We start from the raw sequence: 13,435 nt of genomic DNA, 5'->3' as shown, positions 1-13,435 counted from the left end.
AAGATGAGACTTCGACACATCGAGGTGTTCCACGCCGTCATGCAGGCCGGCACCATCAGCGGTGCCGCCCAGCTGCTGCACATCTCGCAGCCTGCGGTCACCAAGGTGCTGCAGCACTGCGAGCTGCAGCTCGGAATGGCCTTGTTCGACCGCGTGCGCGGCAAGCTCTATCCCACGCCTGAGGCCCAGCGCCTCTTCGTCGAGATCGACAAGCTCAACCGCGACCTGGTGGCTATCCGCCGCCTGGCGGCCAACCTGCGCAGCGGCGAGTCAGAGCTGGTGCGCCTCGTGGCCACGCCCACGCTCGGAGCGGCCGTGATCCCGGCGGCCATGATCCACTGGGTGCGTGCCTTCCCGGCCAGCCACTGCCAGCTGTCGACCAACCACACGCGGGAAATCGTCTCGGCCCTGCTGCTCGGCGAGGCCGACCTCGCGCTGTCACTGCAGGACCCGCGCCATCCCGGCATCAAGGCCGAGGTGATCGCCAGCGGCCAGATGATGGCGCTGTGCCCGGTCGGCTCGCCCGAGGCCGAGGGCATGGGCCCGCTGTCGGTGGCCGAGATCCAGAGCGAGCTGGTGGGCCTGGCCGGTGACGACCCACTTGGCAACGTGGTGCACAACGCCGGCGAGGCCCAAGGGGCGCAGCTGCACAGCCGCATCACGGTGCAGACCTACCAGCTGGCGCGCACGCTGTGCGAGGCCGGCGTGGGCGTGACCGTGGTCGACCCCTTCACCGCCGCCTCGGCGAACCGCGAGCGCGTGCGCCTGCGGCCGCTCTCGCCCGCCATCCCGGTGCAGCTCTACCTGCTGACCGCCGCCAATGCGCCGCTGGCCCAGACTGCCCGGCGCCTGGTCAAGTACCTCGGTGAAGCGGCCCAGCAAAGCCTGGACTCCCTGATTCCATGATTCCCTGCGAAGACATCGCCGGCCACCCGGACTTCCGTGCGCTGGCCAGCCTGCCCAACATCGGCGTGGACCTGCGCTACGCGACGCCGGACAACTTCGTCGGCCGCGACGTCTACGGCGGCCTCGACTGCGCCTGGCTGCGCCGCGAGGCGGCCGAGGCGCTCGTCAATGCCTCCGAATGGCTGGCCCGCCAGCGCCCCGGCTACCGACTGATCGTGCTGGATGCGCTGCGCCCGCAGCGCGTGCAGGAAGCGCTCTATGCCGAGCTGGCCGGCACGCCGCTGGCCATGTACCTGGCCCATCCGGAGCGCGGCTCCATCCATTCCTTCGGCATGGCCGTGGATCTGACCGTGCTGGACCCGCAGGGGGCCGAGGTCGACATGGGCACGGGCTTTGATGAGATGACCCTGATCTCCCACCCCGACCATGAGGCTGAGCATCTGGCCCTAGGACTGCTGACGGCTGCGCAGATCGCCGAGCGCGGCTGGCTGCGTGCCGCCATGCGCCAGGCCGGCTTCCACGGCATCAGCACCGAGTGGTGGCATTTCGACTTCGGCGACCGTGTCGCCGTGCGGCGCGATCTGCCGCGTGTACTTTGAAGGTTAGGAATCAATCCATGAGCACGCCCCGTCGCCAGTTTGTTCAATCTCTCGCGGCGGCTGCGGCCGCCGGCATGGCCACAGCGCCCGCGCTCGCCCAGAGCACGCAGGGCTCGCAAGGCGCTCAACCCGCGCCGCTGCTGGCGCGTCGCCTGCGCCCAGGCGACACCATCGGCCTCGTCAGCCCCGCCAACGCGACCTTCGAGCGCGAGCCCATCGAGCTGGCGACCGAGGCGCTGCAGGCCCTCGGCTTCAAGGTCAAGCATGGCGCCAACCTGCGGGCCCGCTACGGCCAGTTCGGCGGCACCGACGCGCAGCGCGCCGGCGACATCAATGCGATGTTTGCCGATGACAGCGTGGCCGGCATCATTGCGATGACCGGCGGCTCCGGCTGCAACCGCATCGTCGACAAGCTCGATTACAAGCTGATCGCCGCCAAGCCGAAGTTCTTTGGCGGCTTCTCCGACCTGACCTCGCTGGTCAATGGCATGCAGCGCCAGACCGGCCTCGTGACCTTCCATTGCCCGGTGGCCAGCTCGCAATGGAACAGCTTCAGCGTGGCGGCTTTCCGCTCGCTGGTGATGGAGGCCGAGGCGGCGCTCCTGAAGAACCCGCCGCCCGAGCGTGGCGACAACCTGATTCCCACGCAGTACCGCACCCGCGTGCTGCGCAGTGGCAAGGCACGCGGCCGCCTGGTGGGCGGCAACCTGGCAGTGCTCAGCTCCTTGATCGGCACGCCCTATGCGCCCGAGTTCCGGGGCGCCCTCCTGTTCATCGAAGAGATCAACGAATACATCTACCGCGTCGACCGCATGCTCTCCACGCTGCGCCTCGCCGGTGCCTTGAACCAGGTGGCCGGTGTGGTGCTGGGCCACTTCACCAAGTGCGAGCCGGGCGATGGCAACTACGGCGTGCTGACGCTGGACGAGGTCTTCGACGACTACTTCCTGCCGCTCAACGTGCCGGTCTATCGCGGCGCGCAGTTCGGCCATGTGGCCCGCAAGCTGACGATTCCGGTCGGCGGCGAGGCCGAGATGGATGCCGACGCTGGCACCCTCCAGCTGCTGCGTCCGGTGGTGCTGTGATGAGGACGGCGTTCAAGCAAGCCATCGCCTGGGGCTGCCTGGCTCTGTGCGCGGCGGCTCAGGCTCAAGCTCCAGCTCAGCCGACCCCGCAGGAGCAGGCCTGGGCCCTCGCCGCCGAGACCGAGGTGCGTGCCAACCTGGTCTACACCGTGGCCAGCAGCCAGGAGCTCAAGTTGGATCTCTACCTGCCGGTGCAGCGCCACAGCAAGCCGGTGCCGCTGCTGGTGCATTTCCATGGCGGCGGCTGGATCGCCGGGGCCAAGGAGGGCTCGGTGCTGCAGCTGATGCCCTACCTGGCCCAGGGCTATGCCGTGGCCTCGGTGCAGTACCGCCTGGCCAAGGTCGCGCCGGCGCCGGCGGCAGTGGAAGACGTGCGCTGCGCGCTGCGCTACCTGAGCCAGCGCACGGCCGAGCTGAAGATCGACCCGCAGCGCATCGTCGTGTCCGGCGGCTCGGCCGGCGGCCACCTGGCCCTGATGGCCGGCATGCTGCCCGCCGGCAACCGCTTCGACCGCGGCTGTGCCACGCCCGAGGGCGACCGCTGGGTCAATGGCAAGGAGCCGCCGCTCAAGGTGGCGGCCATCATCAACTGGTTCGGCATCACCGATGTGGCCGACCTGCTGGCGGGCCCCAATGCCAAGCACTATGCGATCGAATGGTTCGGCGCCATGCCCGACGAGCAGCGCGCCACCCTGGCCCGCGAGCTCTCGCCCTTGAGCCTGGTGCGGCGCGATGGCCCGCCGGTCCTCACCATCCATGGCGACGCCGATCCGCTGGTGCCGTTCAGCCATGCGCAGCAACTGCACGAGGCGTTGAATCGGGCCGGCGTGGCCAACCAGCTGCTGCGCATGCCCGGCGGCGGTCATGGCGGCTTTGGCCGCGAAGGCCAGCTCAGGGCGGGGGCGGCGATCCAGGCCTTTTTGCGGGCGCAAGGCCTGTAATCACGAGGCGAGGGCCTAGCGCCGCGCCAGCCAGTCGATCAGCGCATCCAGCACCGGCCGGCCCTTGGCGGCGGCCTTCTCGTCGTTGACCATGGCAGCCACCACCCAGACGCGGCCCTGGCTGTCCGGCACGAAGCCGGCGAGGCCCACGGCGTCGCGCAGCGTGCCGGTCTTGAGGCGGGCGCGGTTGGCGGCCGGGCTGTCCTTCAGGCGGCGGCTCATGGTGCCGTCGAAGCCGGCGATGGGCAGGGCCTGCTGCAGCTCGGGCAGCCAATTGCCATCGCTGGCCGCCAGCAGGAGGCCGGCCATCTGCGCCGGGCTGATGCGCTCGCTGCGCGACAGGCCCGAGCCGTTGTCCAGCACCAGGCCTTCGGTAGTGATGCCCTTGGCGGCAAACCATTCGCGCACCGCGCGGTCGGCAGCGGTGCGGGTCTCTTCCTCGACCTGGGCCGCCTTGGCGCCGAGGCTCAGGTAGACCAGGCGGGTCAGCGGGTTGTCCGAGGGCTTGAGCATGCGCCGCACCACCTCGGTCAGCGGCCGGCCCTGGTGGCTTGCCAGCACCAGAGCGCCGGCCGGCGTGGCGCCTTCGGCATCGCCCGCGCTCATCTCGCCACCGAGCTCGCGCCAGAGCTGGCGCACGGCGGCGGCCGTGACGGCCTGGCGGTCCAGCGAATTGATTTCGAGGTTCTGGCTGCAGGCGATGGGGAACGTGCCTTTGAGCAGCAGGCGCCGGCCTTCGTCCGCGACTTGCGGAATCTTCCAGCCCTGCTCCCAGTCCTTGCAGGCCTTGCCATCCACCAGTTGCAGGGCGCTCGTGTCGACCGTGAGGCCGGCCCAGGCCGGGCTCAGGCGGGCGCTGAGCTGCTCGCCTGAGCTCTTCAGCACGAGGCCCGTCATCACGCCGTTCAGGTAGAGCGCGTCGGGGATCACGTTGTACTGGAACTCGGGCGCTTCATCGAAGGGCGGCACGCCGATGTCGAGCCGCGCCGGGCGGAACAGCGTGCGGTCCACCACCAGGCCGCCCTGGATCACGCGCACGCCCTGCTCGCGCAGATTGCGCAGCAGGCCGGCGAGCGCGCCCCAGTCGAGGTCGGCATCGGCGCCGCCGCGCAGGTAGAGCGGCCCGGCCAGCAGCTCGCCCTGCGGCGGCGCGGCGGCCAGCAACTCGGTGCGGCCGCGCCAGTTGGGGCCGAGCTTGTCCAGGCTGACGATGGCCGTGACCAGCTTCATCGTCGAACCCGGCGACATCGCCCGCTCCGCCTGGAGGCGCAGGCCGGTGTTGCGCGCATCCAGCGGCAGCACCACGGCGGCCAGGGCGCTGTCCGGCAGATTGGCCTTGGCCAGGGCCTCGCGCACCGGCGCCGGCACCTCATGGCTGGTGCGCAGCGAGGCGCAGGCGCTCAGCAGCAGGGCGCTGGAGAGCAGCAGGGTGGAGCGCAGCAGAGAAGAGGGGTGCTTCATGCGGTTTGCAGGGCTTGGTAGACCTGGTGGGCAATGGCGATGTCTTCAAGGCCAATGCCCACGCTTTTGTAGACGACGATGGCCTCGGCCGGGATGGCGCGCGGCGCCTCGGCCAGCAGGTTGCCCAGTTCGGCCACGCGTTCGGCCGCAATCACGCCTGGCGCGGCGCGGCAGAACTCGCCGGCCTCGGCAGTGGCGGCCGGCTTCCATTCGACGGCGATCAGGGCGGCGCGCGCCAGCAGTGCGTCGTCCAGCTCCCGCGCTGCCGGCTTGCTGGAACCCACGGCGGCAACGAAGGCGCCGGGGCGCACCAGCTTGCCGTCGAACAAGGGCTCGCTGGCGCGGGTGCAGGTGAGGATCACATCGGCTTGAGCCGCCGCGCTGGCAGCATCGACCGCCACCGCGCTCAGGCCATGGGTTTCGGCCAATTCGGCCGCGAACTCGCTGGCGCCGCTGCGCGCGCAGACCAGCACGCGCTGGAAGCTGCGCAGCGGCAGCACGGCCTCGGCATGGGCGCGTGCCTGGGTGCCGGCACCGAAGATCGCCAGTACCTGGGCCTCAGGCCGGGCCAACGCCTCCACCGCCACGGCCGTGGTGGCGGCCGTGCGCAGCCGCGTCAGCTCGTTGGCCTCGATGCAGGCGAGCGGCAGGCCGGTCTCGCTGCTGAACAGCTGGATCAGGAACTGGAATTGGCCGTTGCGGGTCGAATAGACCTTGGTGCCGAGCACGCCCATCTGCGGCAGCACGGCGCCCATGGCACTGACCATCAGGGCCGCGCCGTCAGCGGCGCTGGCCCCGGCACGGCCGCGCGCCAGCACCGCGCCCTGGCCCCGCCCGAACTGCGTGAAGGCCTCGCGCAGCGCCTGGCGGGCGCCACTGAAGGTGAGAACGGAGGCGACCTGGGCTTCGGTGATGAGCTGCATGGGGGGAGGGCTGAGAGGAAAGAAGGGCCCCCGAGGGGGCCCTTGTGCTGTGGCTGGATGAGCTTACTGGACGGTCCAGCGGAACGAGACGCCGACGGTGCGGCCGCGCGGATCGGCCACGCGCGGATCCCAGCCGGCGCCGGCCGCGTTGTCCACGTAGTGCCAGGTGAACGGCGGCTGCTTGTCGAACAGGTTGACGATGCTGGCGGTGATCGACAGGTTCTTGATGCCCGTGTAGGTGCCCACCAGGTTGGCCGTGCTGTAGGCGCGGACGCGGCGGGTCATGAACTCGGGATTCGTCGTGTAGTTCAGGCCGCCCTGCGCGGTCGGGCTGCGGTTCTCGTCTTCATAGCTGTCGCGGTAGATGGCCGACAGCGTGGTGTTCCAGGGGCCCGTCTTGTAGCTCAGGCTGGCGTTGACGCGCCAGGGCACGTACAGCGTGGTGTTGGTCCACCGGCCGACGTTCTCCACGAAGGGCAGGTTCTCGCGCGCCTGCTCCTTGTTGCTGATCATCTTGGTGCCGCTCACCGAGGCGGTGAAGCGGCCATCCAGCGCCTCGAACATGTGGGTCATGCCGAAGTCCACGCCCGAGGTGCGGCTGCTGGCGGAGTTGACCCAGCCGGCCTGGATGTACTGCACGATGCCGGTCGACGGGTCGCGGACGAAGGCGTCCTTGAACAGGTCGTAGTTGGCGATCATGTCCAGCGCGCTCAGCGAGCGGATCCGGTCGCTGAGCTTGACGCGCCAGTAGTCGACCGAGGCCTGGAAGCTCTTGTCCGGTGCGAACACGATGCCGGCCGTGCCCTGGCGCGATTCCTCGGGCTTGAGCGTCGGGTTGCCGCCGCGGCGGGTCAAGAGGCTCACGCGGGCGCACTGGCTGGCATTGACCGGGTTGTTGATGTCGGCGCACAGCACCGGGTCGCGGAACTGGCTGGTCAGCGCTTCTTCGAGGATGCCCTGCTTCAGCTGCTGGGCCGTCGGTGCGCGGAAGCCGGTGTTGGCCGAGGCGCGCAGCAGCACCATGTCGTTCGGCTGGTACTTGATGCCGATCTTGGGGTTGGTCGTGCCGCCGATGGACTGGTAGCGGTCATGCCGCACCTGCATCGTGACTTCCATGTTCTTCAGCGGGTTCATCACCAGCTCACCGAACGCGGCGGTGATGTCGCGCGACAGCTTGGGCGAGGAGGAGTTGCCCGGGCAGCCGATGGTCAGGGCCGCGTTGTTGTAGGTGGCCAGGTTGGCCGCGCTGATGGTGTCGATGCAGGCGAAGCCCTGCGAGCCCGAGAACTCGTAGGTTTCCTGGCGGGCATTCAGGCCGACCGCGAACTGCACTTCGCCGGCCAGGAACTTGCCCAGCGGGCCGGAGATCGTGGCATCGGCCTGCTTCACGCTGGTCTTGCCGTCGTAGATCTTGCCGCGCATCTGCATGTCTTCGAAGGCCTTGACGACCTCGGCCGACTGCGTCTGGCCCGGCATGATGAAGGGGTTGTACTTGGTCGAGCCCATCAGGTCGACGAGCTTGCGCATGTTGGGGAAGCCGTTGATCAGGGTGGCCGTGCCCTTGGACTCGCCGTAGCCGGCGCCCACGGAATAGTCGAGGCCCCAGACCGTGCCTTCCAGCGCCGTCTGCACGCGCAGGTTCTTGGTCTCGTTCTCGCGGATGCGGAAGCCCAGGTCGTTCAGGAAGTTGACGCGATAGGCGATGGGCTTGGTCGGGTCGAACTGCGCTGCGTTCACCAGGGTCTTCATGTCCAGGTAGTACGGGCTGTTGACGGGCAGGCGCGAGTCATACGTGGCCGTCACGCCATTGACCGTGGCCGTGCCGCTGCCCGAGCTGGCCTGGACCGGCGCGTATTCGCCGCGGTTCTTGATGTCGGAGGCCAGGATCTCGACCGAGGCGCGGTGGTCGCCGCCCAGGTTGAACGTGCCCTTGAGCAGGCCGTTCACCGAGTCCTGCGGCGAGCGCAGCATGAAGTTGCGGCCGTAGTCGCGGCCGCAGCGGTACTGCGAATTGGCCTTGGTGAAGCCCTGCAGGTCCCAGACCGGGATGTTGGCGGCCAGCGGCGTCTGGTTCGGGATGTCCTCGCACTGACCACGGACGGCCAGCAGGTTCAGGTTGGTGTAGCGAGTGGTGTCGCCCGTCGTGCCGACCGTGGTGCCGGTGGACAGCAGGGCCGAGCCGGCCTGGTTGATGATGTTGGCGTGCACCGAGCTCGAGGTGTTGGGCGTCAGGCCCAGGGCCGGCTGGTAGCCGGTGGCCCATTCGCGGTCGACGCCGCGCAGGATCTTGTTGTTGTCGACCGTCAGGCTGGCCATGATGTTGAAGCCCTGGGTGTCCAGGTTGCCAAAGCCGCCGGTCACCGACATCCGTGCCGTCTGGCCGCCGCCATCCGCCAGCGGCGTGAAGTAGCTGCCGCGCACCGTCGCGCCCTGGTAGCTGGTCTTGGTGATGAAGTTGATCACGCCGCCGATGGCATCGGTGCCGTAGATGGCCGAGGCGCCGTCCTTCAGCGTCTCGACCCGCTCGATGGCATCCATCGGGATGGTGTTCAGGTCCACCGAGCCGCCGCTCATGCCGTGGGTGGACACGCGGCGGCCATTCAGCAGCACCAGGGTGCCGTTGGCGCCGATGCCGCGCAGGTTGGCAAAGTTGCCGCCGCCCAGCGTCTTCTCGCCGTCGCCGCCGAACACGGCGTTGTTGGTGACCTGGTTGGTGGCGCCGCTGACGTTGGCGGCCATGTTGTCGATGATCTCGTCGATGCTGTTCAGGCCCAGCTGCTGGATCTGGGCGGCGGTCAGCACCTCGATCGGCAGCGCCTTCTCGTCGGCCAGGCGCTTGACGCTGGAGCCGGTGATGATGATCTTCTCGAGCTTCGGGGCCGGCGTGGCGGGCTTGTCGGTCGAGGCCTGGGCCAGCACGGCGCCGCTCAGGCAAAGCAATGTGGCTGCGTAGGCAATTCGGTTCAGCTTCATCATCAACAGCTCCTCAAGAAAAAAATGTTGCTGGATCATTGCCGCTGATGCGCCAGGCGGCCAGAGGGGCTCTCCGGGGTTGTGGCTTTCAGGACGATCACGCTTTGCGCGCGGGGCATAACCTGCACGAATGGGCGGCAGGCGCTCAGGCCAGCGTGATGCGGCGCTGCGCCACATCCATGTTCACGCGCAGGCCGAGCGGCAGCGTCTGGTTGGGCCGGCCATGGCCCGAGGGCCAGCCGGCCAGCACCGGCTTGGCCAGCGGGCGCAGGTAGTCGGCCAGCACCGCGTCGGGCGACTCGGCCTCGCTGAAGCTGCCGATCAGAAAGCCCGAGGCGGCATCCAGCACGCCAGCCAGGCGCAGCTGGGCCAGCAGCCGGTCGACCCGGTAGGGCTCTTCGGCGATGTCCTCGAAGAACAGGATGCTGCCCATGGCTTTGGGCGCCCAGGGTGTGCCCAGCAGGGCGGTGAAGACGGCCAGGTTGCCGCCTATCAGACGGCCGCTGGCTGTCTTGCCTTGCGAGAGCGGATGTGGGACGCAGGCGGGCGCAATCACGTCGCCGGGCTTGAGGCCCCGTTGCAGCAGGCCGAACAGGGCCTCGGCATCGGCCGCAGCATCGGGATGCAGCAGGTCCGAGGCCGGCATCGGCGCGTGCAGGCCCACGAGGCCCAGGCGGTCGCGCAGGCCGTGCAGCGAGCTGATGTCGCTGTAGCCGATCAGGAGCTTGGGATGGCGCAGCAGCAGCTCGGCGTCGATGCGGTCCAGCAGCCGCGCGCAGCCGTAGCCGCCGCGCAGGCACAGCACGGCATCGACCTCGGGGTCGGCAAAGGCGGCATGCAGGTCCGCGAGGCGCTGCTCGTCGCTCGCCGCCAGGAAGCCAAGCTCTACCGGGCCGGCGCAGCCCGGGAAGATCTTGGCCCGGTAGCCCTGGGCGGCCAGCAGGGCTGGCACTTGCTCGAGCGTGCCGGGCTTGGGCGGGCCGGCCGGCGCGATCACGCCGAGCGTGGCGCCGGGGCGCAGAGGGGCGATCAACATGGCATCAAGCTCCCAGCCGGGCCAGCAGCCAGGCGTCGATGGCGGCACCCAGGGCCGGGATGCGCCAGGTGCTCGAGGCGAGCGGATGTGGCGCGTAGCGGCTGCCCAGGTTGCTGGTCAGGGCGATCAGGTAGTGGCGCTTGCTGGTGCCGAGGCCTCGCACGATGCCGGCGTCGGCACCGTAGTTCTCGGTGTTGCCCGTCTTGTGGGCGAAGCTCACATCGCAGCGCGCCTGCGCGGGTCGCAGGTCGCCGGGGTAGGCCAGGTCGTGGTCCAGCAAAGCCGAGCCATCAGGTTGGATCCAGCGAGCCGGCAGGCGGGCCGGAATGCCGGGCACCCAGCCGGGCAGGCCGGCCAGCAGGCTGCTGGAGAGCTGGCTGTGCAGGCCTTGCTCGCCCAGGCAGTGCAGCACGACGGCACGGCTCTCGGCGCGCAGCAGCGGCGGCGTGTCGGCGGGCAGCCAGGGCGCGGGCGGGGCGGCATCGTCCAGCAGCCAGAGCAGGCGCAGGGTGTCCCAGGCGGTCATCTGCAGCTGGCCCACGCCGGCGCCATCGGCATTGCGCCAGCCGCCGTCGGGTCGGGTGTTGTGCAACCGCAAGCAGTGCAGGCCCTGGGCTTCAAACAGCGCATGGACCTCGTTGCGCACCTCGATGCCCTGCTCGCGCCGGATCGCGCCGACCGCGTGCAGCAGGGCCACGAGGGCCGAGGTGGCGTCGTTGCTGCTGATCACCGTCATGTCGAAGGCCCAGTCGCGCACCGGGCGGCTGCGGCCCTGCCAGCTCCACGCCTGCTCCCAGCGTGCATGGCCCTGGTCGACCTGGTGAGCCACGCCGACCAGCACCATCAGCTTGACCAGCGAGGCCGGGTAGGGCGCGACCACGCGCGGCTGGCCGGGCCGGCCGGCCAGCGTGCGCCAGCGCAGGGACTGCCAGTCGGCGCCCGGCAGCCAGGCGACCGAGCGGCCCTGGCTGTCGAGCTGGTCGGCCTGGAAATGGAGGTTGCGCACCGGGCCGGCGCCGGGGCCGAACTCGGCCACCAGGCCTTCGGGATGCTCACGCGAGAACAGCACATTGGCGAACACCGGCGCCCCGCCTGCGGGGAAGACGGCCACGGCCAGGTCCAGGCTGGGATGCTGCTGCACCGGCGCGCCGCCGAGCTGGGCATCAGCGGTCTGCGCGAAGTCTTGCGCACGCACGGCGGACAGCAGGGCCTGTGCCAGGTCTTGCCCGCTGAAGCGCATTCAGGCCGCCTGCAACTGCAAGCCGTCCAGCGCCACCGGGCTCGTGCGGCCCGAGATCAGCTCGGCCACGATGTCGGCTGTGGCAAAAGAGAAGGTAAATCCGAGGGCGCCATGGCCCACGTTGAGCCAGAGGTTGCTGACCGGCGTGGCGCCGACGATGGGCGCGCCCGATGGCGTGGCCGGGCGCAGGCCGGCCCAGGCGACGGCGCGGTCGTAGTCGGCCGCCTTGGGGAAGGTGGCGCGCACCGCGCGCTGCAGCGAGGCGATGCGGCTGGGGTCGATGCTCTCGTCTTCGCCGACCAAGTCGACCATGGCGGCCACACGCAGCTGGTCGCCGATGCGGGCGTAGAGGATCTTCTTCTCGAAATCGGTGACGCTGACCTCGGGCGGCCGGTGCTCGGCCGTGATCGGCGCGGTCAGGCTGTAGCCCTTCAGCGGGTACAGCGGCAGCTTGATGCCCAGCGGCGCCGCGAGGCTGCGGCTTTGCAGGCCGGCGGCCAGCACGAACTGGTCGGCGCCGATCTGGCCGGCGCCGGTCTTGACGGCGGCAATGTTTGCGCCCAGCTGGACGAAGCCCTGCACCTCGGCAGTGACGATGCCCCGGAAGTTCGGATGGGCCTTCAGTGCCTCGGCCAGCCGCAGGCAGAACTGCTTGCAATCGGCCACGGCCTCGCCGGGGGTGAATATGCCGCCAGCCATCTGGGTGTCGCTGTCTCCCAGGGCCGGTTCCAGCGCCACGCATTCATCGTGGTTGAGCGCCCGCTCCTGGGCGCCCGGCTGAGTCCGCAGGCGGCCGGCCACGCGGGCGAACTCCTCGGCCTTGCGGTAGACGACCAGCTTGCCGGGGGCGCGCAGGGCGATGTCGGAAAGCAGCGTCGCGTCATTCAGGCGACCGAAGGCCGACTGGCTGAATGCGCCGAGGGCGAGCAGCCGCTCGGTCATGCGGCGGTTGACCGGACCCCGGCAGGCGCGCAGAAAGGCCAGCATCCAGGACCATTGCTGCCAGCTGGCCTCGGGCTTGAAGCGCAGAGGGCCGTCCGGATCGAGCAGCCAGCGCAGCGCCTTCAGCGGCACGCCTTCGTCGGCCAAGGGCGAGACGTAGCGGTAACTCAGCTGGCCGCCATTGGCATGGCTGGCACCCAGGGCCACCTCGCGTCCGCGCTCGATCAGCGTGACTTCATGGCCCCGTTCGGCCAGCGCCCAGGCCGAGGTCAGGCCAACCACGCCGCCACCAATCACCACAACATGTTTCATCCGACCCCTGGCCCGTATCCATTCGACTAAGCCTTCGCAGGGTAAGGAACAGAACTGGCCAGTGCCAATGAAAGCGGCGGCGGCGCCTATAACCGGGCCGCATGCCCCGTCGTGCCGGCTCCTCGGATACCCGAGGGCCGCGCTCAGCGCGTGCCCGGCGTCGCGTATTCGCGGCTGGGCTTGCTGCGCAACTGCGTGAAGGCGTCGATGCGGGCGCCGTAGTGGCGCAGGGAATCTTCGGACATGCGGGTGCCGAACTGCTGCCGCAGCATCGCGGCCGCCTCCGGGTTGCCGAGCAGGCGGTCGATGGTCGTGATGGCGGCCAGGCCCCAGGGCGTGCGCGGGCAGGCGATGCCCGCCAGCACCGGCTCGCTGGCGCCCTGGATGGGCACGCTGCGCAGCAGCTTCATGTCGACGCCGTTGCCGACCTGAAGGGCCATGGCGGCTTCGTACTCGATGGCGTAGTCGGCCCGGCCCCGGCCCAGCATGGGCAGGATGCGGCTGCCGAAATCGGCGGAAGGGTAGCCAAAGGCGCCGCCGGACTTGCCAGCCGGACGCTGGGCGATCAGGGCGTCGATGACGGGCCCGTAGCTGCGGCCCTCGACATACGCGCCGCTCAGGCGCTTGTCCGCCATCAGGCGGGCCAGGTCGACCTCGCCGGCGGCGTTCAGCGGCAGGCGCTTGTACAGGTCGCGTTTGACGATCACCTGGGAGGGCGCCATCAGCACGGTGTTGGTGAAGTAGGCGAGCTGCTCGCGCTCAGGCGTGCGCACGGCCGAGGTGTGGCAGGCATGCTCACCGGCCGCGATCAACTGCCAGCTGCGCTTGGCATTGGCGGTCAGCTCTTCCTGCTTGACCTCGGGCCAGCGCTGGCCAAGGTAGGCCAGCATGCCGTCGATGGGTCGCGCCGTGCCATGCACATTGCTGACCAGCCAGGTCACGCTCTCGACCTTCACCGGCTGGCCTGAGGCCAGCGTGGCGAAGCCGAGCAGCAGGGCGCAGACTGCACGCCGCATG

11 protein-coding genes are annotated in these 13,435 nt (G+C 69.7%); 4 read left to right on the top strand and 7 right to left on the bottom strand.

Annotated elements, in window-relative coordinates; genetic code table 11:
- The first annotated feature begins 3 nt into the window (after window positions 1-3).
- The 4 genes from J7U46_RS15320 to J7U46_RS15305 are packed head-to-tail and all read left to right on the top strand — an operon-like array spanning window position 4 to window position 3,531.
- A complete protein-coding gene (locus J7U46_RS15320; protein WP_282827318.1) occupies window positions 4-906 on the top strand; it encodes a LysR substrate-binding domain-containing protein in 903 nt (300 codons plus the stop codon).
- Window positions 903-1,505, top strand: a complete 603-nt coding sequence (locus J7U46_RS15315; RefSeq protein WP_282827316.1) for a M15 family metallopeptidase — start codon at window positions 903-905, stop codon at window positions 1,503-1,505. The genes J7U46_RS15320 and J7U46_RS15315 overlap by 4 nt, the downstream gene beginning before the upstream one ends.
- A 17-nt stretch (window positions 1,506-1,522) precedes the next feature.
- Window positions 1,523-2,590 (top strand): LD-carboxypeptidase, encoded by a 1,068-nt coding sequence (locus J7U46_RS15310; RefSeq protein ID WP_282827314.1) that lies wholly within the window; start codon window positions 1,523-1,525, stop codon window positions 2,588-2,590.
- Window positions 2,590-3,531 (top strand): alpha/beta hydrolase, encoded by a 942-nt coding sequence (locus tag J7U46_RS15305; RefSeq protein WP_282827312.1) that lies wholly within the window; start codon window positions 2,590-2,592, stop codon window positions 3,529-3,531. The genes J7U46_RS15310 and J7U46_RS15305 overlap by 1 nt, the downstream gene beginning before the upstream one ends.
- A 15-nt stretch (window positions 3,532-3,546) precedes the next feature.
- Here J7U46_RS15305 and dacB read toward each other — a convergent pair whose 3' ends face one another.
- From dacB to J7U46_RS15270, 7 genes are all read right to left on the bottom strand, one after another.
- Window positions 3,547-4,992: a D-alanyl-D-alanine carboxypeptidase/D-alanyl-D-alanine-endopeptidase gene (gene dacB, locus J7U46_RS15300; protein ID WP_282827310.1), complete on the bottom strand. Its 1,446-nt coding sequence runs from the start codon at window positions 4,990-4,992 to the stop codon at window positions 3,547-3,549.
- Complete coding sequence (locus tag J7U46_RS15295) at window positions 4,989-5,915, bottom strand: NAD(P)-binding domain-containing protein (RefSeq protein ID WP_282827308.1); 927 nt, start codon at window positions 5,913-5,915, stop codon at window positions 4,989-4,991. The genes dacB and J7U46_RS15295 overlap by 4 nt, the downstream gene beginning before the upstream one ends.
- A gap of 63 nt (window positions 5,916-5,978) precedes the next feature.
- The gene (locus J7U46_RS15290; protein WP_282827306.1) at window positions 5,979-8,891 is read right to left on the bottom strand and encodes a TonB-dependent receptor; all 2,913 of its coding nucleotides are present in this window, start codon (window positions 8,889-8,891) and stop codon (window positions 5,979-5,981) included.
- A gap of 142 nt (window positions 8,892-9,033) precedes the next feature.
- Window positions 9,034-9,924 (bottom strand): LD-carboxypeptidase, encoded by an 891-nt coding sequence (locus tag J7U46_RS15285; RefSeq protein WP_282827304.1) that lies wholly within the window; start codon window positions 9,922-9,924, stop codon window positions 9,034-9,036.
- A gap of 4 nt (window positions 9,925-9,928) precedes the next feature.
- On the bottom strand, window positions 9,929-11,164 hold the full coding sequence (locus tag J7U46_RS15280; RefSeq protein ID WP_282827301.1) for a hypothetical protein: 1,236 nt from the start codon (window positions 11,162-11,164) through the stop codon (window positions 9,929-9,931).
- Window positions 11,165-12,418 carry a D-amino acid dehydrogenase gene (locus tag J7U46_RS15275; RefSeq protein ID WP_282827299.1) on the bottom strand — a complete coding sequence of 418 codons (1,254 nt, stop codon included), beginning with the start codon at window positions 12,416-12,418 and terminating at the stop codon, window positions 11,165-11,167. It abuts the gene before it with no gap.
- A gap of 143 nt (window positions 12,419-12,561) precedes the next feature.
- The gene (locus tag J7U46_RS15270; RefSeq protein ID WP_282827297.1) at window positions 12,562-13,434 is read right to left on the bottom strand and encodes a hypothetical protein; all 873 of its coding nucleotides are present in this window, start codon (window positions 13,432-13,434) and stop codon (window positions 12,562-12,564) included.
- Between the last annotated feature and the right edge of the window lies 1 nt (window position 13,435).

The organism is Pelomonas sp. V22 (assembly GCF_030014915.1).
Taxonomy (GTDB): Bacteria; Pseudomonadota; Gammaproteobacteria; order Burkholderiales; family Burkholderiaceae_C; genus JAUASW01.
Note: the sequence above shows the minus strand (reverse complement) of the source record. Positions and strands in the feature narration are given on the sequence as shown.

Bases quoted from the DNA above. Each gene is read 5' to 3' on its own strand.
- J7U46_RS15320 (WP_282827318.1), top strand. From the start codon at position 4: ATGAGACTTCGACACATCGAGGTGTTCCACGCCGTCATGCAGGCCGGC.
- J7U46_RS15315 (WP_282827316.1), top strand. From the start codon at position 903: ATGATTCCCTGCGAAGACATCGCCGGCCACCCGGACTTCCGTGCGCTG.
- J7U46_RS15310 (WP_282827314.1), top strand. From the start codon at position 1,523: ATGAGCACGCCCCGTCGCCAGTTTGTTCAATCTCTCGCGGCGGCTGCG.
- J7U46_RS15305 (WP_282827312.1), top strand. From the start codon at position 2,590: ATGAGGACGGCGTTCAAGCAAGCCATCGCCTGGGGCTGCCTGGCTCTG.
- dacB (WP_282827310.1), bottom strand. From the start codon at position 4,992: ATGAAGCACCCCTCTTCTCTGCTGCGCTCCACCCTGCTGCTCTCCAGC.
- J7U46_RS15295 (WP_282827308.1), bottom strand. From the start codon at position 5,915: ATGCAGCTCATCACCGAAGCCCAGGTCGCCTCCGTTCTCACCTTCAGT.
- J7U46_RS15290 (WP_282827306.1), bottom strand. From the start codon at position 8,891: ATGATGAAGCTGAACCGAATTGCCTACGCAGCCACATTGCTTTGCCTG.
- J7U46_RS15285 (WP_282827304.1), bottom strand. From the start codon at position 9,924: ATGTTGATCGCCCCTCTGCGCCCCGGCGCCACGCTCGGCGTGATCGCG.
- J7U46_RS15280 (WP_282827301.1), bottom strand. From the start codon at position 11,164: ATGCGCTTCAGCGGGCAAGACCTGGCACAGGCCCTGCTGTCCGCCGTG.
- J7U46_RS15275 (WP_282827299.1), bottom strand. From the start codon at position 12,418: ATGAAACATGTTGTGGTGATTGGTGGCGGCGTGGTTGGCCTGACCTCG.
- J7U46_RS15270 (WP_282827297.1), bottom strand. From the start codon at position 13,434: ATGCGGCGTGCAGTCTGCGCCCTGCTGCTCGGCTTCGCCACGCTGGCC.